This window comes from Amycolatopsis sp. NPDC021455 (genome assembly GCF_040640995.1).
GTDB lineage: Bacteria > Actinomycetota > Actinomycetes > Mycobacteriales > Pseudonocardiaceae > Amycolatopsis.
The window spans coordinates 1-21,569 of record NZ_JBFACT010000025.1 but is presented as its reverse complement, the minus strand read 5'-3'; the positions used below and the strand labels follow the sequence as shown (position 1 = coordinate 21,569).

Genomic DNA, 21,569 nt, shown 5'->3' with positions numbered 1-21,569 from the left:
GCTGATCAAGGCGGGGGCGCCTTGATCCGGGGAGGACGTCGTGAGGGTTGTGCTGCTCGGCGGAGCGGGGGCGCTCGCCGGCGGAAGCGGGCGGTGGGGCGGGCTGTCGCTCGTCCAGAGTGCCGTGCCGCGGCTCGTGCTGGTGCCGGTCGCGTTCCGGCTGGCGCTGTTCCTGCAGGCGGTCTGGTCCACTGGAGCGCTCGCCGCGCCGGCGCTCTGGCTCACCGTCGCGTTCTTCGTCGTGCCCAACCTCCTGGAGGTGGCCTGGGTCTTCCGCCGCGCCACCGGCATCAGGACGGTGCTGGCCGCCGACACCGCATACACGCTCGTCACGAGCCTGGCCGCGGCGGCGCTCGCGCCCGGCCTGCTGACGCTGACCTGGCCCCACATCATGGGCACGGTCATGGTCTGGACCCTGCTGCGCGGCGCGCCGTCCGGTGCGGTCGCGGTCCTCGGCGCCGTGCTCCTGCGGTACGGGATGGCCGCGGTGTCGGGCACCTCGGCCCCCGCGACGTGGATCCTGCTGGCCCTGGTCGCGGCCGCCGCGACGGCACTGGCCATCGTGCTGCTGGTCGCCGGCTCGATGCGGTTCGCGCTCGGGCTGGGCGAGCAGCGCGGCCGCGCCGCCGAGCGGGAGCGGCACCGCCGGGACGTGCACGACACCGTGCTGCAGGTGATGGAGTCCCTCGCGCTGCCGGCCCCCGGCGACGCGCTCGACCCGCGGGGCAGCCTCGACCAGGTCCGCCGCACCGCCCGCGCGCACGCGCTGCGCCTGCGGCTGAGCCTCGACGGCGACGCGCCCGCCGAGCCGGGCGGCCTCGAACACCGGCTCGGCGCACTGGCCGTCGAGATGACGGCCGAGGGATTGCGCGTCGACCTGGTGACCCTCGCGAAGCCCGCCGACGTGCCCGAGAGCGTCGTCAACGCGCTGCACGACGCAGCCCGCGAAGCACTCCGAAACACGTTGAAGCACGCCAAGACCGCGAAGGCGGTGATGTGCCTCGAAGAGCGCGAAGGTGTCATCACGGTGTCCGTGCGCGACCACGGGACGGGCTTCGACCCTGGCGCGCGCCACGTCGGGTTCGGCATCGAGAACTCGATCCACGCGCGGATGGCCGAGATCGACGGCACCGCGCGCATCGACTCGGCACCCGGCCACGGCACGCGCGTGGTGCTGACCGCGCCGCTAAAGCTGCGTTTCCCCGTCGGGTGAGTCCCGCCACTGGGCGAACGGGCGGTCCAGCGACCACTTGCCGTCCTGTTCTTCGAGGACGCGGTATTCGCAGGTCGCGGGGTTGGACAGCGACTCGAACAGCTCGATGCTCCAGCCGAAGAGCCGGCGGCACAGCAGCCGGAGCGTGAGGCCGTGCGACACGATCAGCACCGTTTCGGGGTGACCTTCGTCGCGCAGCCGCAGGTCCGACAGGAACGCCGCGACGCGGTCGTCGACGTCCGCGCCCGACTCGCCGAACGGCAGCCGGTAGAAGAAGTGCCCGAACTCGTTGCGCCGCGCCTTCTGGACCTCCTGGTCGGCCGGGTCCTGCAGGTTGCCCCAGTCCTGCTCGCGCAGCCGCGGCTCCGGCACCAGCCGTTCGCACGAAGCCTCGATGTCCAGCAGCCGCAACGTCTCCCGCGTGCGCAGGTACGGGCTGACGTAGACGGCGGGCCGCGCGCCGTCGAGCAGCCGCGCGATCTCCGGCGCCACCGCGCGGGCCTCCCGCTGCCCCTTGCCGGTCAGCGGCAGGGCGTGGTCGGGGATCCGCGTGTAGGCGAGCTCGTCGACGTTGCCGAGCGACTCGGCGTGCCGCAGCAGGATCATCTTCACGGCCCCATCCTGCCCGTCACGCGGACCCGACCGGGGCGGGGCATACCCTCAGTGTCGTGTCCGCGACGAAATCCGACGCCCGGGCCCAGCGCCGGGCCAGTGTGCTGCCCCTGCTCGCGGTCGGGGTCCTGCTGGCCGCCGTCGTCGCGATCGGCCTGATCGCGCTCACCGGCGGGACCGGCTACGTCATCGCCGGCCTGCCCGATCCGGGGCTGGTCACCAAGTACGGCATCACCGTCATGCGCGTGCTGTCCGAGGCCGCGTCGGTGATCTGCGTCGGATCGCTGCTGCTGGCCGCGTTCCTGGTGCCGCCGCAGAAGTCCGGCACGCTCGCGCCCGAGGGCTACGGCGCCCTGCGCGCGGCCGGGATCGCCGCCTGGGTGTGGTTCGCCGCGGCCCTGCTGTCGGTCGCGTTCACCGCCGCCGACACCGCCGGGAAGCCGTTCGCCGAGGTCCTCGACCCGCAGACGCTGCTCGACCTCGTCGGCGCCATCGAACAGCCGAAGGCCTGGCTGTGGACGGCGCTGATCGCGATCCTCATCGCGCTGGGCTGCCGGCTCGCGCTGTCGTGGGGCTGGACGGCGGTGCTGTTCGGCCTGGCCGTCGCCGGGCTCGTGCCGGTCGCGGTCACCGGGCACTCTGCCAGCGGCGGCTCGCACGACGTCGCCACCAACAGCCTGCTGTTCCACCTGGTCGCCGCGTCGCTGTGGGTCGGCGGGCTGGTCGCGGTGCTGGCGCTCGGCTACCGCCGCGGGAACCACCTGAGCCTGGCCGCGCAGCGGTTTTCGAAGCTGGCTCTGGTGTGCTGGATCGTGATGGCGCTCTCCGGCGCGGTCAACGCGCTGGTCCGGATCGGCCTGAACGACCTGTTCACCACCGACTACGGCCTGCTCGTCGTCGCCAAGGCGGTCGCGCTGCTGCTGCTCGGGGTCTTCGGTCACCAGCAGCGCCAGAAGGGTGTCGCCGACCTCGTCGACGGCAAGGGCGGCGGGCAGCTGCTCCGCCTGGCCGCGGTCGAGATCCTGATCATGTTCGTCACGATCGGCATCGCGACCGGGCTGGCCAGGACGCCGCCACCGGCGGACGCGATCACCCAGCCGTCCACCACCGAGCTGCTGATCGGCTACGACCTCGACGGCGCGCCGACCGTGTGGCGGCTGCTCTTCGACACCCGCTTCGACTTGATCTACGGGACCCTCGCTCTCGTCGTGGGCGCGCTGTACCTGGCCGGGGTCCAGCGGCTGCTGCGCCGCGGCGACACCTGGCCGGTGGGCCGCACGGTCGCCTGGATCGCCGGCTGCGTGGTGCTGCTGCTCGCGACGTCGTCGGGCATCGGCCGCTACGCGCCCGCGATGTTCAGCGTCCACATGGGCAACCACATGCTCCTGTCGATGGTGGCGCCGGTGCTGTTCGTGCTCGGCGGACCGGTGACGCTCGCGCTGCGCGCCCTGCCGGCCGCGGGCAAGGACGCCCCGCCCGGGCCGCGCGAGTGGCTCGTCGCCTTCGTGCACTCCCCGGTGTCGCGGTTCCTCACCCACCCGGTGGTCGCGCTGCTGCTGTTCGTCGGCTCGTTCTACGCGCTGTACTTCTCCGGCCTGTTCGACAACGCGCTGCAGTACCACTGGGCGCACCTGGTGATGAACGCGCACTTCCTGCTCGCCGGGTACGTCTTCTACTGGCCGGTGATCGGCGTCGACCCGTCGCCGCGGCGCATCCCGTACCTCGGCCGGCTCGGCATGATGTTCGCCGCGATGCCGTTCCACGCGTTCTTCGGCGTCATCCTGATGAGCAAGCAGACCGTGATCGGGCAGGCCTTCTACGGCCAGCTGCACCTGCCGTGGGTCACCGACCTGCTCACCGACCAGCGGCTCGGCGGAGGCATCGCCTGGGCCGCCGGCGAGGTCCCGGTGCTGCTCGTGCTGGTCGCGCTGCTGGTGCAGTGGGCCCGACAGGACGAGCGCGAGGCGAAGCGGCGTGACAGGCGCGAAGCGGCGACCGGCGACGAAGAGCTGAACGCCTACAACGCGATGCTGAAGAACCTCGCCGAAGGCAAGCGAGCGGACTGAGTCTCGACTTGTGGTTGAGGCTGAGACCGGGTCCGGATCCCGGGAAAACGGCGGTTTCGGTACTGTCGCCGTGATCTCGGGCTGACTTTCGGTAGTCCGACGGTGACCGGCGTCGAGGCGCGATCAAGCGCGCTCTACGATCGTGGGTATGGCCGAGTTCATCTACACCATGAAGAAGGTGCGCAAGACCGTCGGGGACAAGGTCATCCTCGACGACGTCAGCACCGCGTTCTACCCCGGCGCCAAGATCGGCGTGGTCGGGCCGAACGGTGCCGGTAAGTCCACCGTTCTCAAGATCATGGCGGGGATCGAGCAGGCCAGCAACGGCGAAGCGTTCCTCCAGCCCGGCGCCTCGGTCGGCATCCTGATGCAGGAGCCGGAGCTCAACGAGGAGAAGACGGTCCGCGAGAACGTCGAAGAGGGCCTGGGCGAGGTCAAGGTCAAGCTGGACCGGTACAACGAGGTCCTCAAGCTGATGGAGACCGACTACAGCGAAGAGCTGCTCGAGGAGATGGGCAAGCTCCAGGAGGAGCTGGACCACGCCGACGCCTGGGAGCTCGACTCGACCGTCGAGCAGGCCATGGACGCGCTGCGCTGCCCGCCGCCGGACGAAGGCGTCACCCACCTCTCCGGTGGTGAGCGCCGCCGGGTCGCGCTGTGCAAGCTGCTGCTGTCGGCGCCCGACCTGCTGCTGCTCGACGAGCCCACCAACCACCTGGACGCCGAAAGCGTGCTGTGGCTGGAGCAGTTCCTGGCCCGCTACGCCGGCGCTGTCCTCGCCGTCACCCACGACCGGTACTTCCTCGACAACGTGGCCCAGTGGATCATGGAGCTGGACCGCGGCCGCGTCGTCGGCTACGAGGGCAACTACTCGACGTACCTGGAGAAGAAGCGCGAGCGCCTCGAGGTCCAGGGCAAGAAGGACGCGAAGCTCGCCAAGCGGCTGAAGTCCGAGCTCGAATGGGTCCGGTCCAACGCCAAGGCGCGCCAGACGAAGTCGCGCTCGCGCCTCGACCGCTACGAGGAGATGGCGGCGGAGGCGGACAAGCACCGCAAGCTCGACTTCGAAGAGATCCAGATCCCGCCGGGCCCGCGGCTGGGCAACGTCGTGGTCGAGGTCGAGAAGCTGCAGAAGGGCTTCGACGGCCGCGTGCTCATCGACGGCCTGTCGTTCAACCTCCCGCGCAACGGCATCGTCGGCGTGATCGGCCCGAACGGCGTCGGCAAGACCACGCTGTTCAAGACCATCGTCGGGCTCGAGGAGCCGGACGGCGGCGACGTCAAGATCGGCGAGACGGTCAAACTGTCCTATGTGGACCAGTCGCGGGCCGGCATCGACCCGGACAAGACGGTCTGGGAGGTCGTCTCGGACAAGCTCGACTACATCCACGTCGGGCAGACCGAAATGCCGTCGCGGGCGTACGTCAGCGCGTTCGGGTTCAAGGGCCCGGACCAGCAGAAGCCGGCGGGCGTGCTGTCCGGCGGTGAGCGCAACCGGCTCAACCTGGCGCTGACGCTCAAGCAGGGCGGGAACCTGATCCTGCTCGACGAGCCGACCAACGACCTGGACGTCGAGACCCTGGGCTCGCTGGAGAACGCGCTGGAGCAGTTCCCCGGCTGCGCCGTCGTGATCTCCCACGACCGGTGGTTCCTCGACCGGGTCGCGACGCACATCCTGGCCTGGGAAGGCACGGACGAAGACCCGGCCAAGTGGTTCTGGTTCGAGGGCAACTTCGAGGGGTACGAGAAGAACAAGGTCGAGCGCCTCGGCGCCGAGGCGGCGCGGCCGCACCGTGTCACCCATCGCAAGCTGACCCGCGACTGAGGGGGCGGGTTTCCCCGTGGAAGCCAGCAAAGCGCACCGGACGGGCCCGGCTCCGTTGAACGCCGCCTCCGCGGGAGGACGTACGTCGGCGGGCCGGGCGGAGGGCGGGCGCTCCGTCAATGCCGGGGGAACCCTCTCCGCAGTCGGACGGCTGATCGAGCGGGCGGACGCCCTGCACCTGCGGGCGCCCGAGCTCGCGCTGGTCCTGGGCGAGCGCGCGGCCGCGTTGTCGGAAGCGGCCGGCGCGGACGAGCAGTGGATCCGGGCCGAGAGCCTGGTCGTGTCCGCGCGCGTCCGGCTGGGCGAGCGGCCGGGCACGGTCGGGCGGGCGGTCGCGGCGCTGCGCGCGGCCGAGCACGCCGGCTACGGCGACATCGCCGCCCGGCTGCGCATCGACCTCGCCGTGTGCGCCCGCAGCCTGGGCGTGCCGCTGACCGGGCTCGCCGCGCTGCGGCCGGTCCTCACCGATCCTGTCGTCTCGCCGGTGCACCGCGCGGCCGCGCTGTGCCACCTGGTCGGCTGCCTGGCCCAGCTCGGCCGGAAGGCGGAGCTGGACCGGGTGCTCGTCGAGGCGGACAAGCTCGTCCTCGGCGACGACTCGCTGGGCGCCGACACGCAGCTGCTGGTGCGGGCGCTGCTGCGCGTCGGCACGGCCGCGCACCGGCGCCGGCACGGCGACCTCACCGCGGCGGCCGACGCCGCCCGGACCGGCCTCGGGTTCCTGGAGAAGCTCGACAACCCGGCCGACGACGGCGGGCTCGTCCGGATCCGGCTCGTGCTGCTGCTGGTCAGCACGCTGCTCGACCGCGGCGACACCGAAATGGCATACGAGATCGCCGAGCCGATGCTGGCCGAGCCCGTGCGGGCGGCCGGGGTCGCGCCGATGGGCTGGCTGCGGCTGGCCGTCGCGACCCGGATCCACCTGCCCGCCGGAGCCGGCGAAGCGGCCATCGAGCTGGTCCGCGAAGCCGTGGCGAGCACCGACCGGCACGGGCTGTGCGCGGTCACCGCCCGGCTGTGGCTGGAGCTGGCGCAGCTGCAGGAGCGGTTCGGGCAGGCCGAAGAAGCCATCGCGTGCCTGTACCGGTCGCGCGCGGCCGAACAGCTGCACGCGCGGGCCCGGCGGCAGGCGTGCAGCGTGCTGGCCGGCGAGTTCGGGACCGGGGAACCGGCCTCGGTCGACCTCGACGAGGTGCTGAAGGCGGTGCCGTCCGGGGCTACGCCCCGCGCCGGGGGCTCCGCCGCCCGGGCCCCTGAAAGCAGCGTGCCGTCCGGGGGCTCCGCCACCCGGACCCCCGAAGTGCCGTCCCGGCCGGACCCGGCCGTCGCGGCCGAGCCGGTCACGCCGCCCGGCCCGCCGCGCTCCGCTCCGCTGCCGGCCGCCGCACCCGAACCCGCGCCGCGCACGCCGGCCTGGTCGTTCGGCCGCGAGGAGCCGCCGTCGCGGCCGCAGCCGGCGCCCGCGTGGTCGTTCGAACGGCCGCGCGTGACGGCCGACGCGGCCGAGACGACGCTGATGCCCGCGGTGCGGGACGAACCCGCGCCACCGAAGGTGCGGCCCCCGGAGCCCCGCGTACGTCCCGAGCCGGTCGCCGCGGAGCGCCGTCCGGAGCCACCTCAGGCCCGGCAGCCCGTCGAAGAGCGTTCGGCCCCCAAGCCGGAACCCGAGGTGCGGCCCGTGGGGAAGCGCAGCCGGGAGCCCGAGCCCGTGGTGCGGCCGCCCGAACGCCGTCCTGACGCGGCCGAGGCACGCCCGCCGGAGCGCCGCCCCGAGCCGGCGCCCGCGCCGGCCCCCGAGATCGGCAAGACCAAGTTCTCCTGGGCGGCGCTCGCCGAAGCGCGGCTGCGGGAGACGGCCGCCGAGCGCGAGTCGGCGCCCACCCGCGTCACGCCGGCGTTGCCGCTCGCGCCCGAGCCCGCCGCCGAGCGCGAGCCGTGGGACGCGGAAGAGCGACGTCGCCGCGAGCCGCAGCCCTCGACCCGGCACGACGCCGAGCATGGCTCGGAGGCCGCCCGGTCGGTGCTGGACCGCCTGGGCATCTCCGCCTCGGGCGGAGCGGGCGGGGGCCGGCGCCGGGCGGAGGACGCCGAACGGCCCCGCGCCGAGGAACCGGCCCGGCCCGAGCCGGAGCTCGCCCCGCCGCCGCGGCCGGAGGACGAACCGCCGTCGGTGCCGGACTACCGCGACGAAGCCGAGCCGTGGCTGCCCCGGCTGCGCATGCCGCCGACGCTGGAGCCGATGGAGGACTTCGGCCACTGGACACCGGCTACGGCACCGTTCCCGGAGAGCTACGCGCGAGCGATCTCCGAGGACGAGCCGCCGCCGGACGCGGGCCTCGCCGACCTGCTCGCCCGCGCCCTCGCCGAGCACCAGGCGGGCACGGCCAGCGCGGCCGCGCTGGTCAAGCAGCTCGGGTCCCAGGACTCCGGCCGCCGCAACGGCCACGGTCGCAACGGCCACGGCGCCGAGGTCCCGGACTCCCGCCGCCGAGGCTCAGCCGACTGACCCGGGTCCGCCCGACCCGGACGAGCGCACTGCCGCCGATGCCGCGAATGACTCATTCGCGGCCTCGCACGTCCCGAATGAGTCATTCGCGGCACTCGGCCAGCGCGGAGGTCACCGGCAGGTTCACTTCCAGCAGTGTCCGGTCGGTGAGACAACGCGTTTCGTCGCCGACTCACCGCACAGCCGCGGAAGTGGGATCGGTCGCACTCCGGCGTCGCCGACCGGCCGACAGCGTTCGCCGAACGGCCCGCGGCCCTCCGCCGGCCTGGTTAGCTGAACCGATCACGTTGGCCCGCCCCCGCGTAACGCCCGCCGGGGACGGCTGGTCAGCGCCGCGCGCCCCCGCGGAACGAAACCCGTCAGTAGCTTGACCGATCACGGAAATCCGCTGTCCCGAAAGGGTTTCCGCGCCTCGGAGAACCTCCGGGGGTCGTGGGGAATGTCGGTGCCGCGCATTAGTGTGGGGTGGTCCGGTTCAACGCCGAACCGGCGCGGTGCCACCTCACGCAAACTGGAGAGTTGCCTCAAATGAGCTCGACCGGAGTCTCGTCCCCACCCGGAACCGGAGCCGATACCGAACCCGAATTCGGCACCCCGCGCTCCCCGGCCAGCCCGGAGCAGATCAGGGACGACCTGATCGACTCCGCCGCCGGCCTGGCGCCGGAGATCGGTGAGCTCATCCGGCTCTACTACCGGCACATCCCGCCGGAGGAGATCGTCGGCGACGAGCCCGTCAACCTCGTCGGCGCCGTCCGCTCGCACCTGCAGCTGGCCAAGCACCGGATGCCCGGCCGCCCGGCCGTGCGGCTGCTGAACCCCACCGTCGCCGAGGACGGCTGGGCCCGCGAAGCCACCGTCGTGCAGGTGGTCACCGACGACATGCCGTACCTGGTCGACTCGATCGCCGCGGAGTTCGCCCGCGACGGCGTGCAGGTGCAGCGGATTGTTCACCCGATCGTGGTGGTCAGCCGCGACCTCACCGGCGAGCTGCTCGAGGTCCACCCCGAAGCGGACCCGGCCGAGCCGCCGACCGGCGCGGCCGCCGAGTCGTGGATGTACGTCGAGATCGACTTCGTCACCGACCGCAACCGCGCCCGGGAGCTCGACAACCGGCTCTCCAGCGTGCTGGGCGACGTCCGCGAGGTCGTCGAGGACGCCGACAAGATGGCCCAGACCGCCTGCCAGCTGGCGAGCGAGCTGGAGACGGACCCGCCGAAGCTGCCCCAGGCCGAGGTCGCCGAAGGCGCGCGGCTGCTGCGCTGGCTGGCCGACGGTCACTTCACGTTCCTCGGCTACCGGCGCTACGAGCTGGTCGACAACCCGCACCCGGATTCCGACGAGCCCGCCCTGCGCGCGGTCCTGGCGTCCGGCCTGGGCGTGCTGCGCCAGGACAGCCTCGCCGCCCGCGGCCTGACCGCGGGCCCGGACACCGCCGCCACCGCGCTGGCGCCGACGCTGCTGGTGCTGACCCAGGCGAGCGCGCCCTCGACCGTGCACCGGCCGGTCTACCCGTACTACGTCGGCGTGAAGACGTTCGACGCCGACGGCAACGTCACCGGCGAGCACCGCTTCCTCGGCATGTTCACCACCACCGCGCTGCACGAGAACGTCCTCGACATCCCGGTGGTGTGCAAGCGGGTCCGCGAGGTCATCCACCGCGCCGGCTTCCCGATCGAGTCCTTTTCCGGCCAGCGGATGCTCGAGATCCTGCAGAACTGGCCGCGCGCCGACCTGTTCTCGGCCGACACCGACTCGCTGTACTCGACGACGACCGGCGCGATCACGCTCGCCGACCGCCGCCGGCTGCGGCTGTTCCTGCGCCGCGACCCGTACGGCCGCTTCTACTCCTGCCTCGTCTACCTCCCGCGCGACCGCTACACGACGCGTTCGCGGCTGGCCATGCAGGAAGTCCTGCTGGAAGAGCTCGAAGGCACCCAGCTCGAGTACAGCGCGCGGATCGGCGAGACCGTGCTGGCGCAGGTGCACTTCGTCGTCCACACCGACCCGGCGCGCCGGCTGGAGCCGGACACCCTCAAGATCCAGGACCGGCTGAACGACGCCGTCCGCACCTGGGACGACCGGATGGTCGAGGCGGTCCTCGACGAACGCCGGGAGCGCGCCGACGGCGGCGTCGCGGTCGGGATCGTCGGCGAGGAGTCGGCCACCGAGCAGGGCCAGCGCTACGCGGGCGTGTTCCCCGAGGGCTACAAGGAGGACTTCACCGCCGAAGAGGCGCTGGCCGACCTCCGCTCGCTCGACTCGCTGGTCGACGAAGGCGACCTGGCCCTGTCGTTCTACCAGCCCGCCGACGCCGGGCCGTCGGAGCGGCGCTTCAAGCTCTACCTGCGCGGCGAGGGCGTGACCCTGTCGAAGGTGCTCCCCGTGCTGCAGGCGATGGGCGTCGAGGTCGTCGACGAGCGGCCGTACGAGCTGCACCGCGAAGACGGCGGTGCCTGCTGGATCTACGACTTCGGCCTGCGGGTCGACCAGAAGATGCTCGACGAGTCGGACGACCACGCCGTCGCCGAGCTGCGCGGCCGGTTCCAGGACGCCTTCGAAGCCGCCTGGCGGGGCGACGCCGAGGTCGACGGCCTCAACGGGCTCGTCCTGCGGGCCGGCCTCACCTGGCGGCAGGCCGCCGTGCTGCGCGCGTACTCGCGGTACCTGCGCCAGGCCGGCAGCGCGTTCTCCCAGGACTACATCCAGAACACGCTGCTGCACCACACCCAGGTCGCCACCAAGCTCCTGCGGCTGTTCGAAGCCCGGTTCGACCCGCAGCTCTCCGACGCCGACCGCGAGTCCGCGACCGAGGCGCTGACGAGCGAGCTGAGCGCGATGATCGACGAGGTCACCAGCCTCGACGAGGACCGCATCCTGCGCCGCCTGATGGCCGTCATCCGGGCCACGCTGCGCACGAACTACCACGTGACGGACGCCGACGGGAAGCCGCGGCCGTACCTGGCGATCAAGCTCGACCCGGGCAGCGTGCCCGACCTGCCCGAGCCGCGGCCGAAGTTCGAGATCTTCGTGTACTCCCCGCGCGTCGAAGGCGTGCACCTGCGCTTCGGCGAGGTCGCGCGCGGTGGCCTGCGCTGGTCGGACCGCCGCGAGGACTTCCGCACCGAAATCCTCGGCTTGGTCAAGGCGCAGGCGGTGAAGAACGCGGTGATCGTGCCGGTCGGCGCGAAGGGCGGCTTCGTCGTCAAGCGCCCGCCCGCCCCGAGCGGCGACGCGAGCATCGACCGCGACGCCCAGCTCAACGAGGGCATCGCCTGCTACCGCATGTTCATCTCCGGCCTGCTCGACCTGACCGACAACCGGATCGAGGGCAAGACCGTCCCCGCACCCGGCGTGGTCCGGCACGACGGCGACGACTCCTACCTGGTCGTCGCCGCCGACAAGGGCACCGCGAAGTTCTCCGACATCGCCAACGAGGTCTCGGCGCAGTACGGCTTCTGGCTCGGGGACGCGTTCGCCTCCGGCGGCTCGGTCGGCTACGACCACAAGGCCATGGGCATCACGGCGAAGGGTGCCTGGGAGAGCGTCAAGCGGCACTTCCGCGAGCTGGGCAAGGACACCCAGACCGAGGACTTCACCGTGGTCGGCATCGGCGACATGATGGGCGACGTCTTCGGCAACGGCATGCTGCTGTCCGAGCACATCCGCCTGGTCGCCGCCTTCAACCACATGCACGTCTTCCTCGACCCGAACCCGGACGCGGCGACGTCGTACGCGGAGCGGCGCCGGCTGTTCGACCTGCCGCGTTCGTCGTGGGACGACTACGACCGGTCGCTGATCAGCGAAGGCGGCGGGATCTACCCGCGCACGGCGAAGTCGGTCCCGATCAGCCCGCAGGTCCGCGAAGCTCTCGGCCTCGACGAGAACGTCACCGCGCTGGCGCCGATGGACCTCATCCAGGCCATCCTGCTGGCCCCGGTCGAGCTGCTGTGGAACGGCGGCATCGGCACCTACGTCAAGGCGGAGACCGAAAGCCACGCCGCGGCGGGCGACAAGGCCAACGACGCCATCCGCGTCGACGGCAAGCAGCTGCGCGTCAAGGTCTTCGGCGAGGGCGGCAACCTCGGCCTGACCCAGCTGGGCCGGATCGAGTTCGCCCGCAACGGCGGCAAGATCAACACCGACGCCCTCGACAACTCCGCCGGCGTCGACTGCTCCGACCACGAGGTCAACATCAAGATCCTGCTCGACCACCTGGTCCAGACCGGCAAGCTGGAGCGCGAGCAGCGCAACGAGCTGCTGGAAGAGATGACCGACGAGGTCGGCGCGCTGGTGCTCAAGGACAACTACCGGCAGAACGCCGTCCTCGGCGTCAGCCGGGCGCACGCCGCGCCGATGGTCTCGGTGCACGCGCGGCAGGTGCAGGCGCTGGTGTCCGCGGGCGCCTTCGACCGCAAGCTCGAAGCGCTGCCCAGCAACTCGGAGTTCCGCGAGCTGGAGAAGGCGGGCAAGGGCCTCACCTCGCCGGAGCTGGCGACGCTGCTCGCACACGTCAAGCTGGAGCTGAAGGACGAGCTGCTGGCCAGCGACCTGCCCGATTCGAAGGTCTTCGCCGCGCGGCTGCCCGAGTACTTCCCGAAGCCGCTGCGCGAGCGGTTCGGCTCCGCGATCGGCGAACACCCGCTGCGGCGGCAGATCATCACCACGCTGATCGCCAACGAGGTGGTCGACGGCGGCGGCATCTCGTTCGTCTACCGGCTGATGGAGGAGATGAACGCGACGGCGACCGACGCCGTGCGCGCGTACGCCGTGGTGACGCGGGTGTTCGACCTCCCCGCGCTGTGGAAGGAGATCGACGCGCTGGACAACGTCGTGTCCACCGAGGTCGCCGACACCATGGTGCTGGAGACGCGGCGGCTGCTCGACCGGGCCGCGCGCTGGTTCCTCACCAACCGGCCGCAGCCCCTCGCCCCGCTGTCGGAGATCAAGCGCTTCGGCCAGGTGCTGAACGACCTGGTGCCGAAGATCGGCGACCTGCTGCGCGGCCACGAGGCCGAGTCGGTGCAGGCGCACTCGGAGGAGCTGATCGAAGCCGGGGTGCCGGCAAGCCTGGCGCGCCGGGTCTCGCTGCTGCTGCACACCTACGGCCTGCTCGACGTCACCGAGGTGGCCGAGCTCGCCGAGCAGCAGATCGGCGTGGACGCCGTGCACAGCCCGGCCGAGACGGCGGAGCTGTACTACGCGCTCTCGGAGCACCTGGACATCGACTCGATGCTCACCGAGATCAGCAAGCTCGAACGCGGCAACCGCTGGCACGCGCTCGCCCGGCTTTCGCTGCGCGACGACGTCTACGGCTCGCTGCGCGCGATCACGCTGGACGCGTTGCGGCACAGCGATCCCGGCTCGTCCGGCGACGCCAAGATCGCCCAGTGGGAGAAGACGAACGCCTCCCGGCTGCAGCGGGCGCGCGTCGCGCTCGACGAGATCACCAAGTCCGGCCGGCTCGACCTGGCGACGCTTTCGGTGGCGGCCCGCCAGATCCGGAGCACGGTGCGGTGACCTACGTTTCGCTGGTCCGTCCACGGTGGACGGACATGGACGTCTACGGCCACATCAACCACGCGAAGATGGTGACGCTGCTCGAAGAGGCACGCATCCCTCTGTTGTTCAAGGGGGCCGTCGAGGCCGGGCTGGACCAGCTGCCGAAAGGCATCGTCGTGGTCCGGCTGGAAGTGGCCTACAAGGCGCCGATCGTGGTGTCCGGGCAGCAGCTGCGCGTCGGCATCGACCTGACGGAGCTGCGCGCCGCGAGCTTCACGCTGGCCTACCGGGTCCACCGCGGCCCGTCCGCGGACGACCCGGTGGCGGTGACGGCGGAGACGGTGCTGGCGCCGTACGACACGGCCGCGTTGCGGCCGCGTAGGCTCACCCCGGCGGAGTCGGAGTTTCTGAAGCAGGGGTTCGCGGATGCCTGAGTTGTTCGTGCCGGACGCGGCCGACCGGGAGACCCTCGGGGCGTTCGTCGCCCGCGCGGTCCGGCTGGACGGCCAGACGGCCGTCCGGCTGCGGCAGCGCGGCGACGGCGTGGTCGAGGCCTGGACGGCGACGCCGTTCGAGTGTCTCGCGACGCGCGCGGTGGCCGGTGACGTCACCCCCGGCGACGTCACGGTGTCGGGCAACGAGCTGCTGGCGGCGCTGACCGTGGCGGGCGGGCCCCGGATGGACCCGGGGCCGGCCCGCGATCTGCTCTGGCACGGCGAACTGCCGCCGCCGGGCCGCTGGCCGCTGGTCGACGAGCTCCCGGCGCGGGTGGTGTCCGAGCTGGCGGACCGCGGCGTGACGCTGGCCAGGGACAACGTGGGGCCGCACGGCACGCCACCGGCGTCGCTGATGGACCAGGCGGTGCTGACGGTGACGGGCGGCTCGGTCGAGGTCAAGGTCCAGATGCGCTGCCTGTTCGCGATGTCCGGCATGGGTTTCGTGGACTCGGACGTCGAGGGCGACGTGGTCCGCGTGACGGCGACGGATTCGTGGCTGCGCCTGGACGCGCGGTATGGCGCGATCGTGCGGCGCCGCCACGCGCTGTTGCCGCTGCTGTTCTGACGAAGTGCTTACGGCGGCCACCGTTTTCCCGGAAGCGGTGGCACGCTGGAGTGATGACCCCGGACGAAGACCCGACCGCGGACTTCCTCGACGCCGTGCGTGCCGAGGAGACGCCGTGGCGGCGAGACCGTCCGCCGGGCGAGCGGGCGCCGGAGCGCGCCGAAAGACCTGAGAGGTGGGGCCGCACGCGTGCGGCGGGCCGGGCGGCCGCCCAGGCGGCGCCCTACCTCCAGGCCGCGGCGCTGGTGGCGTGGCTGGCGAGCGGCGCCTTCGACGACGGTTCCGGCAACCAGTCCGGCTGAACCCGTCCAGTGCCGTTGACAGGGCTCTGTCTAGTCGACTAGACAAGGGCGATGCACTTCCCCACGTTCACTGTCGTCGTGGCCCGGGAAGCCAACCGATGGACCGCGACGGTCACCGATGGCCTCGAACCCGGGACCGTCGTCAACCGGGAGTTCGAGCATTTCGCCGAAGTCGATGCCGGGATGCGAGCGGTCCTGCACGGTGTCACCGGCGTCGACCCCGCGCAGTTCTACGTGCGGTGGCGTTACCGGTTCGGTGGCGACGACGTGACCGGCCTGGTGCAGGAATACCAGGAAGCGCACCGGATCGCCGAAGAGGTGGCCGGGTGGCGTGAGGGGGTGCGTGCCCGGCTCGTCGCCACGTTGAACGCCCGGATCTCCCAGCGCGCGATCGCCGACCTGCTCGGGCTCTCGCACCAGCGGGTCAACCAGCTCGCGCACCGCCCCGTGCCCGAGGCGTCCGAAGTCGTCAAACCCGGCCGGTGGGTGCCCTACTGAGTCAGCCAGGCGGCCGAATCCGCCGGCAGCTTGCCCTCCACCAGCGGGCTGCTGGACAAGAGCACCTCACCCGGCGGCAGCGCGATGGGCGAAGCCGACGTGTTGAGAGCGCACACCAGGCCGCCCCCACGCCGCCGGAAGGCGAAACACCCCGCCGGCGCGCCGTACCACTCCAGTTCGTCGCCGTCGAACGCCGGATGCGTCTTCCGCAGCTCGATGGCCTGCCGGTACAGCGAGAGCGTCGATTCCGGGTCCTCGATCTGCTTCTCGACCGTCAGCCCGGTCCACTCCGGCGGCATCGGCAGCCAAGTGCGCGGGTTCCGCGAAAACCCGAACGGCGGCAGGTCGCCCTCCCACGGCAACGGGACCCGCGAAACGTCCCGCCCGAACTCCGCGCCGCTCGTCTTCGCGCGCGGGTCGGCCATGTCCGCGGGTGCCAGCTCGACGTTGGCCAGGCCCAGTTCCTCGCCGTTGTACAGGTACACCGCGCCCGGCAGCGCCAGCTCCACGAGCGCCATCGCCCGCGCGCGGCGCACCCCGGAAGCACCGCCCCCGTACCGGCTGACCTGCCGCCAGACGTCGTGGTTGCCCAGCGTCCACGTCGCCGGCGCGCCCACCCGGGCCGGCACAGTCAGGGACCGCTCGATGGCCGTGCGCATCGCGTCGGCGTCGAAGTGGGTCAGCACCAGGCGGAAGTTGAACGCCAGGTGCAGCTCGTCGGGCCGCAGGTAGCGCGACAGCCGTTCCTCGTCGGTCACCCAGATCTCGCCGACCGCCATCGCGTCCGGGAACTCGTCGAGCACCTTGCGGATCATCTGGTGGATCTCGTGGACGCCGTCGTGGTCCCAGCGCGGGTCGTAGTAGAGGCTCGGCCCCAGCGGGTCCGCGCGCGGATCCATGTCCGGCAGGCCGGGCGGCTTCGCCATGCCGTGCGCGACGTCGATGCGGAAGCCGTCGACACCGCGCTCGAGCCAGAACCGCAGCGTCCGCTCCAGATCGGCGGCGACCTCCGGGTTGGTCCAGTTGAGGTCCGGCTGCTGCGGCGCGAACAGGTGCAGGTACCACTGCCCGTCCGGCACGCGCGTCCAGGCCGGCCCGCCGAACGCGCTGACCCAGTTGTTCGGCGGGTCCTCGCCCTTCGGCCCGACGCCGTCGCGGAAGATGTAGCGGTCACGTTCCGGGCTGCCCGGCGCGGCGGCCATCGCCGACTTGAACCAGGCGTGCTGGTTGCTGGTGTGGTTCGGCACCACGTCGACGGTGACCTTGATGCCGCGCTTGTGCGCTTCGGTGAGCAGCACGTCGAAATCGCCGAGGGTGCCGAACATCGGATCGACGTCGCGCGGGTCGGCGATGTCGTAGCCGTGGTCGGCCATGGGGGAGCGGTAGAACGGCGTCAGCCACAGCGCGTCGACGCCCAGCAGCTCCAGGTAACCGAGCCGGGAGTGGATGCCTTCCAGGTCTCCGACGCCGTCGCCGTCCGAGTCGGCGAACGAGCGTACGTAGACCTGGTAGAAGACGGCATCGCGCCACCAGGCCCCGCCCATCAGACGAAGCTGTTCATCATGCTGTGCGCGGCCATCTCCAGGTACGCCCACAGCTGCTGCCGGTACGGCTCTTCGAGGTTCTCTTCGTCGACGGCGATCCGGATGCAGCGCAGCCAGGCGTCCCGCTCGATCGGGCCGATCTTGAACGGCGCGTGCCGCATCCGCAGCCGCGGGTGGCCGCGCCGGTCGGAGTAGGTGTGCGGGCCGCCCCAGTACTGCATGAGGAACAGCCGGAAGCGCTCTTCGGCCGGGCCGAGGTCTTCCTCCGGGTAGAGCGGGCGGAGGATCTCGTCGCGGGCGACCTCTTCGTAGAACCGCCCGACGATCCGGCGGAACGTCGGTTCGCCGCCGATCGCTTCGTAGAGGTTCGCCGGTTCGCTCACTGCAGCCACGCCTTCCATTTTGCCCTGGGGGTGCGGGTTCCCGATGCCCGGTCCGGTCCTTGCCGGACCGTCGCGAACCCGCTTCCCAGCGTAACGGCGGCGCCTGGCGTTACTTCTCGACCACCGGGGCCGAGCTCGGGAACAGCCTGCCGAGCGGCGGGTCGAAGCCCGCCTCCTCCAGCGCCGCCAGCAGCTGGGCGCGCAGGGCCCGCTGGACCGCCCACTGCTTGCCCGGCCGCACCTTCACGGTCAGGCGCAGCTCCAGGCCTTCCGGGGTGACGCTTTCCACACCCAGCATCTCGGGCGGCTCCAGGACGTTGTCCTTCAGCGCCTCGCTTTCCGTGGCAGCCGCGGCCGCCTCGCCGAGGACCGTCGTCGCGCGTTCGACGTCGGCCGTGTAGCCGAGCGGGACGTCGACCACCGCGACCGCGAAGCCCTGGCTCGAGTTGCCGACCCGGAGGATCTCGCCGTTGCGGACGTACCAGACCGTGCCCTTGAGGTCGCGCAGCGTCGTGATCCGCAGGCCGACGGCCTCGACGGTGCCGGTCGCCGAGCCGACGTCGACGACGTCGCCCACGCCGTACTGGTCCTCGACCATCATGAAGATGCCGGACAGGAAGTCCTTGACGAGGTTCTGCGCGCCGAACCCGATCGCGACGCCGATGATGCCCGCCGACGCGATGATCGGGCCCAGCTCGATGCCCAGCTCACCGAGGACGAGGATGCACGCGAGGCCGTAGATGAGGAAGGTCGCCACCGACTTCAGGACCGAGCCGATGGTCTGCGCGCGCTGGCGGCGCCGTTCGAAGACGGCCGAGCCGAGCACCTCGGGGGCGCGCTCGCGCAGGGGGCGCAGCAGCGCGGGGAGCTTGCCACCCGTCTTCGGGAACGTCGTGACGCGGTTGATCAGCCGTCTCACCAGCAACCGCACGGCGAACGCGATCACGACGATCATCAGGATCTTCAGCGGCTTGGTCAGCAGCCAGTTCGCCGAGCCCGCCAGCCACTCGTTGTTCGTCACCTTGTACACCTGGTAACAGAACGTGCTGGCGTCGTCGGTGCACGGCGTCTTGGCGGTGGTGAGCAGGGGGAGCACAGGGGTTCGATCATCCTTCCGATCAGGTCGGCCAGCCCAACTTCGAGTGGATGTTGGGTCGCGCGGATGTGACACGTCTTGTAACACACGTGCGCTGGGGGGCTGTTCTGTGGTCGACTATGCCTACGCCCCTGGAGGTGGTCGAGTGCCAGACCGACAACCCAGCCCCCGCGGCGTCTCCGGCCAAGCCATGGCCGACGAGACGCCAGAGGTGGTTCTGCGTGCCTATCCGGGGGGTTCCGCATCCGGCGGAACCGTCCCGGCCGGGCCGGGGACCCGCCCAGGGGGAGTGACCCGCCCGCCCGGACAGCGTAGTAGAGGCCGGGATCCGGCCGCCCCGGCCTGGGGCCGGCGCCGGGTGCTCCTGCTCAACGCCACTTTCGAGCCGCTGACCGCGCTGCCGCTGCGGCGCGCTGTCGTGCTCGTGATGTGCGGCAAGGCCGAAGTGGTGCACGGTGACCCCGGCGGGACCGAGTTGCATTCGGCGAAGGTTTCGCTGCCGGTGCCTTCGGTGATCCGCCTCAGCACGTACGTGCGGGTACCCTACCGGGCCAAGGTGCCGCTCACGCGCGCCGGGCTCATGCACCGCGACCGGTACCGCTGCGCCTACTGCGGAGGGCGGGCCGAGACGATCGACCACGTCGTCCCGCGCAGCCGGGGCGGCCCCCACAGCTGGACGAACTGCGTCGCCTGCTGCGCCAAGTGCAACCACCGCAAGGCGGACCGGCTGCTCTCGGAGATCGGCTGGCGGCTGCGCGTCGTCCCGCGGGCCCCGCACGGCCCGCACTGGCGGCTGCTCGCGCACTCCAAGGAGGCCGATCCGCTCTGGCGGCCGTATCTCGGCTCCGCCGCCTAGTTTCTTTCGGGGGTGGAGCCCCCTGGACAAGCCGGCGCCCCGGCTGCCTTGCGGCGGCCGGGGCGAGCCGGGTGCTTGCGCGATGTTCTCAGGTAGTGCGCGCGGCCCTGGGAGGGCGAGGTCAGGCGGCGAGCGTGTAGTCGCTCTGGCAGGTGACGCGGGTGCCCATGGTGACTCGCGTGCCGCGGGTGACACGAGTGCCTCGCGTGACGCGGGTGCCGCAGGTGACCCGCGTCCCGGCCGTCACCCGCGTGCCCATCGTGACCCGCGTTCCCCGGGTGACTCGCGTACCCCGCGTGACGCGCGTCCCCGCCGTCACCCGGGTGCCCGCCGTGACTCGCGTGCCTGCCGTGACCCGTGTACCGCGAGTGACGCGTGTACCGCGGGTAACCCTTGTGCCCGCCGTCACACGCGTTCCGGGCACGAATTCGATGTCGCTGGGTGACGAAAGGGTCTCGGTGATCGCCTGTGCGGGGGTCTGGACGCTGTTCATGGCAAGGCCTCCTGGGACCGATGCGTTACCTGCTGGGGCTGAGGAGCGGGGCGCAAGGCCCGTATAGGTGAAAAAGCTACGAGGATTTCAAGGCGCCGACAAGACGACAGCGGCGGGTGCGGCCGCCTGTACGTTGAGTTGCAACCTTTCGGCCCGACGGTCTTCGCCCCAACGTTCCAGTGCCCGCAAGCCAAGCGGCGGACGGCACTTGGCTTACGACGAACGGTCGAGTGCGGCACACGCGGTGGCCGTGGAGGTCATCCGATACGCTCAGCGCCGTGAACCTTGTCGAGACGATCGTGGTCTTCGCCGTGATCCCGCTGGCCATCTACGGTCTCGCCGGGCTCCTGACGCTCCGGCGCAGGTCCGGCGGCGCCCCGCGGTACCGGTCCGGCCAGGCCTGGGAGTACCCGGCCATGTGGTGGAGCGCCAACCCCGAAGGGGTCGGCGAGGGGCACCGGCACGCCGGCGCTGAGAACAACGCGCCCGAGGGCGCCCCGACCGCGGCGGGAGGCGCTCGTGGCAACTGGTGAGCTGACGAAGCGCGTCGACGAGTCCGAGCTGGGCTACGGCGAGGCCATCACGAACAGCGGCCGCCTGTCGGCCGCGAAGATGTACGAGCCGGCGGCGCCGGCCGGGCCGTTCAACACCCGGCAGCTGGCCCGCCTCGACGAGGCGCTGACGTTCGCGAGCCGCGAGACCGGCCTGGACTTCAGCCTGTACCTCGGCGAGCTGGGCGAGGACAGCCGGTCGACGGCGGAGAAGCTGCACTCGACGACGGCCGCCCCGGCGAACGCGGTCCTGATCGCGGTCTCCCCGGGTGAGCGCAAGATCGAGATCGTCACGGGGAAGACGGCGCACGTGCGCCTCCCCGACCGCGGCGCCAAGCTGGCGGTGGCCAGCATGGTGGCGTCGTTCAAGGAGGGCGACCTGGTCCGCGGACTGGTCAACGGCCTGGTGAACGCGCTGCGCATGCTGTCCGACCAGGCGGGCCCCGCGCCCCGCTGATCTTCGGGCATCGCAAGAGCCCCGCACCTCGGGTGAGGTGCGGGGCTCTTGTCGTTCAGCGAGGGCTGTGGTCGGCGAACTCGACGGTGAACCCATCCGGGTCCCGCAGCTGCAGCTGCCGCTCGAACCCGCGGTCACGCGGCGGGCTGTGCACGGCGACCCCACGGGCCACGAACTCGGCGTACAGCTGGTCGATGTCGTCGGCAAGCAGCTCGACCTGCACGAAGGTGCGCAGCCGCCGCACGCGCGCGTCCTCCTGGGCCACGACCGCGCCCAGCTCCAGCAGACCCAGGGTGCTCTCGCCCAGGCGCAGCAGTGCGAACCGGTCCGTGCGGACCTCGGTGGTGAACCCGAGCGAGGTGTAGAAGGGGACCGAGCGGTCGAGACTGGTGACCGGCAGGCTCATCCCGGCGAATGTGATCACGGCGACTCCTCGAAGAGTGCGCCACGGACGATCACCGAGCGGGCGTTCCGACGCCGCACCCGCTCGAGGCCGAGCCTACCGCGCCAAAGCGCCCCAATGTGGCGTTGGTTGCGTTGGACGCACCCAATGTGGCGTTCGGTGCGTCCAACGCACCGCACCCCCGCCCCCGGGGGGCAAGCGGT

General features: G+C 71.7%; 18 protein-coding genes. 12 read left to right on the top strand and 6 right to left on the bottom strand.

The window, feature by feature from the left end; all coding sequences use genetic code 11:
• Positions 1-40: 40 nt before the first annotated feature.
• Positions 41-1,213 (top strand): ATP-binding protein, encoded by a 1,173-nt coding sequence (locus tag AB0G28_RS25765; RefSeq protein ID WP_361093884.1) that lies wholly within the window; start codon positions 41-43, stop codon positions 1,211-1,213.
• Here the strand turns inward: AB0G28_RS25765 and AB0G28_RS25760 are convergent.
• Entirely contained in the window at positions 1,187-1,825 is a 639-nt protein-coding gene (locus AB0G28_RS25760) for a phosphoglycerate mutase family protein (protein WP_361093881.1), read from the bottom strand. The genes AB0G28_RS25765 and AB0G28_RS25760 overlap by 27 nt on opposite strands.
• A 56-nt stretch (positions 1,826-1,881) precedes the next feature.
• Here AB0G28_RS25760 and AB0G28_RS25755 point away from each other — a divergent pair, with 56 nt between their 5' ends.
• The 8 genes from AB0G28_RS25755 (at position 1,882) to AB0G28_RS25720 (ending at position 15,583) form a co-directional block, all read left to right on the top strand.
• A complete protein-coding gene (locus AB0G28_RS25755) occupies positions 1,882-3,891 on the top strand; it encodes a cytochrome c oxidase assembly protein (protein ID WP_361093878.1) in 2,010 nt (669 codons plus the stop codon).
• A 148-nt stretch (positions 3,892-4,039) separates the two neighbouring features.
• Positions 4,040-5,716, top strand: coding sequence for an energy-dependent translational throttle protein EttA (ettA, locus tag AB0G28_RS25750; protein WP_361093875.1), 1,677 nt, complete (start codon positions 4,040-4,042; stop codon positions 5,714-5,716).
• 151 nt (positions 5,717-5,867) lie between these two features.
• Positions 5,868-8,222 (top strand): hypothetical protein, encoded by a 2,355-nt coding sequence (locus tag AB0G28_RS25745; protein ID WP_361094121.1) that lies wholly within the window; start codon positions 5,868-5,870, stop codon positions 8,220-8,222.
• 528 nt (positions 8,223-8,750) lie between these two features.
• Positions 8,751-13,739, top strand: coding sequence for an NAD-glutamate dehydrogenase (locus AB0G28_RS25740; RefSeq protein WP_361093872.1), 4,989 nt, complete (start codon positions 8,751-8,753; stop codon positions 13,737-13,739).
• On the top strand, positions 13,736-14,155 hold the full coding sequence (locus AB0G28_RS25735) for a thioesterase family protein (RefSeq protein ID WP_361093869.1): 420 nt from the start codon (positions 13,736-13,738) through the stop codon (positions 14,153-14,155). Before AB0G28_RS25740 ends, AB0G28_RS25735 begins: the two co-directional genes overlap by 4 nt.
• Positions 14,148-14,783: a hypothetical protein gene (locus tag AB0G28_RS25730; RefSeq protein WP_361093866.1), complete on the top strand. Its 636-nt coding sequence runs from the start codon at positions 14,148-14,150 to the stop codon at positions 14,781-14,783. The genes AB0G28_RS25735 and AB0G28_RS25730 overlap by 8 nt, the downstream gene beginning before the upstream one ends.
• A 53-nt stretch (positions 14,784-14,836) precedes the next feature.
• On the top strand, positions 14,837-15,085 hold the full coding sequence (locus AB0G28_RS25725) for a hypothetical protein (RefSeq protein ID WP_361093863.1): 249 nt from the start codon (positions 14,837-14,839) through the stop codon (positions 15,083-15,085).
• Between the two features lie 51 nt (positions 15,086-15,136).
• Positions 15,137-15,583: a hypothetical protein gene (locus AB0G28_RS25720; protein ID WP_361093860.1), complete on the top strand. Its 447-nt coding sequence runs from the start codon at positions 15,137-15,139 to the stop codon at positions 15,581-15,583.
• Here the strand turns inward: AB0G28_RS25720 and AB0G28_RS25715 are convergent.
• The 3 genes from AB0G28_RS25715 to AB0G28_RS25705 all read right to left on the bottom strand — a co-directional run bounded on the left by AB0G28_RS25715 (position 15,577) and on the right by AB0G28_RS25705 (position 18,606).
• A complete protein-coding gene (locus AB0G28_RS25715; RefSeq protein WP_361093857.1) occupies positions 15,577-17,127 on the bottom strand; it encodes a glycoside hydrolase family 13 protein in 1,551 nt (516 codons plus the stop codon). The two genes, AB0G28_RS25720 and AB0G28_RS25715, sit on opposite strands and share 7 nt — an antisense overlap.
• Positions 17,127-17,528 carry a globin gene (locus AB0G28_RS25710; protein ID WP_361093854.1) on the bottom strand — a complete coding sequence of 134 codons (402 nt, stop codon included), beginning with the start codon at positions 17,526-17,528 and terminating at the stop codon, positions 17,127-17,129. The genes AB0G28_RS25715 and AB0G28_RS25710 overlap by 1 nt, the downstream gene beginning before the upstream one ends.
• 91 nt (positions 17,529-17,619) lie before the next feature.
• Positions 17,620-18,606, bottom strand: a complete 987-nt coding sequence (locus tag AB0G28_RS25705; RefSeq protein ID WP_361093851.1) for a mechanosensitive ion channel family protein — start codon at positions 18,604-18,606, stop codon at positions 17,620-17,622.
• 358 nt (positions 18,607-18,964) lie between these two features.
• Here AB0G28_RS25705 and AB0G28_RS25700 point away from each other — a divergent pair, with 358 nt between their 5' ends.
• A complete protein-coding gene (locus AB0G28_RS25700; protein ID WP_093951418.1) occupies positions 18,965-19,462 on the top strand; it encodes an HNH endonuclease in 498 nt (165 codons plus the stop codon).
• 121 nt (positions 19,463-19,583) lie between these two features.
• Here AB0G28_RS25700 and AB0G28_RS25695 read toward each other — a convergent pair whose 3' ends face one another.
• Positions 19,584-19,955, bottom strand: a complete 372-nt coding sequence (locus AB0G28_RS25695; RefSeq protein WP_361093848.1) for a hypothetical protein — start codon at positions 19,953-19,955, stop codon at positions 19,584-19,586.
• A 278-nt stretch (positions 19,956-20,233) separates the two neighbouring features.
• On the opposite strand from AB0G28_RS25695, the gene AB0G28_RS25690 reads away from it, so the two are divergent.
• Positions 20,234-20,488, top strand: coding sequence for a hypothetical protein (locus AB0G28_RS25690; RefSeq protein WP_361093845.1), 255 nt, complete (start codon positions 20,234-20,236; stop codon positions 20,486-20,488).
• Entirely contained in the window at positions 20,475-20,963 is a 489-nt protein-coding gene (locus AB0G28_RS25685; RefSeq protein WP_361093842.1) for a DUF5130 family protein, read from the top strand. The genes AB0G28_RS25690 and AB0G28_RS25685 overlap by 14 nt, the downstream gene beginning before the upstream one ends.
• Before the next feature lie 55 nt (positions 20,964-21,018).
• Here the strand turns inward: AB0G28_RS25685 and AB0G28_RS25680 are convergent, their stop codons facing one another.
• Complete coding sequence (locus tag AB0G28_RS25680; protein WP_361093840.1) at positions 21,019-21,387, bottom strand: VOC family protein; 369 nt, start codon at positions 21,385-21,387, stop codon at positions 21,019-21,021.
• Between the last annotated feature and the right edge of the window lie 182 nt (positions 21,388-21,569).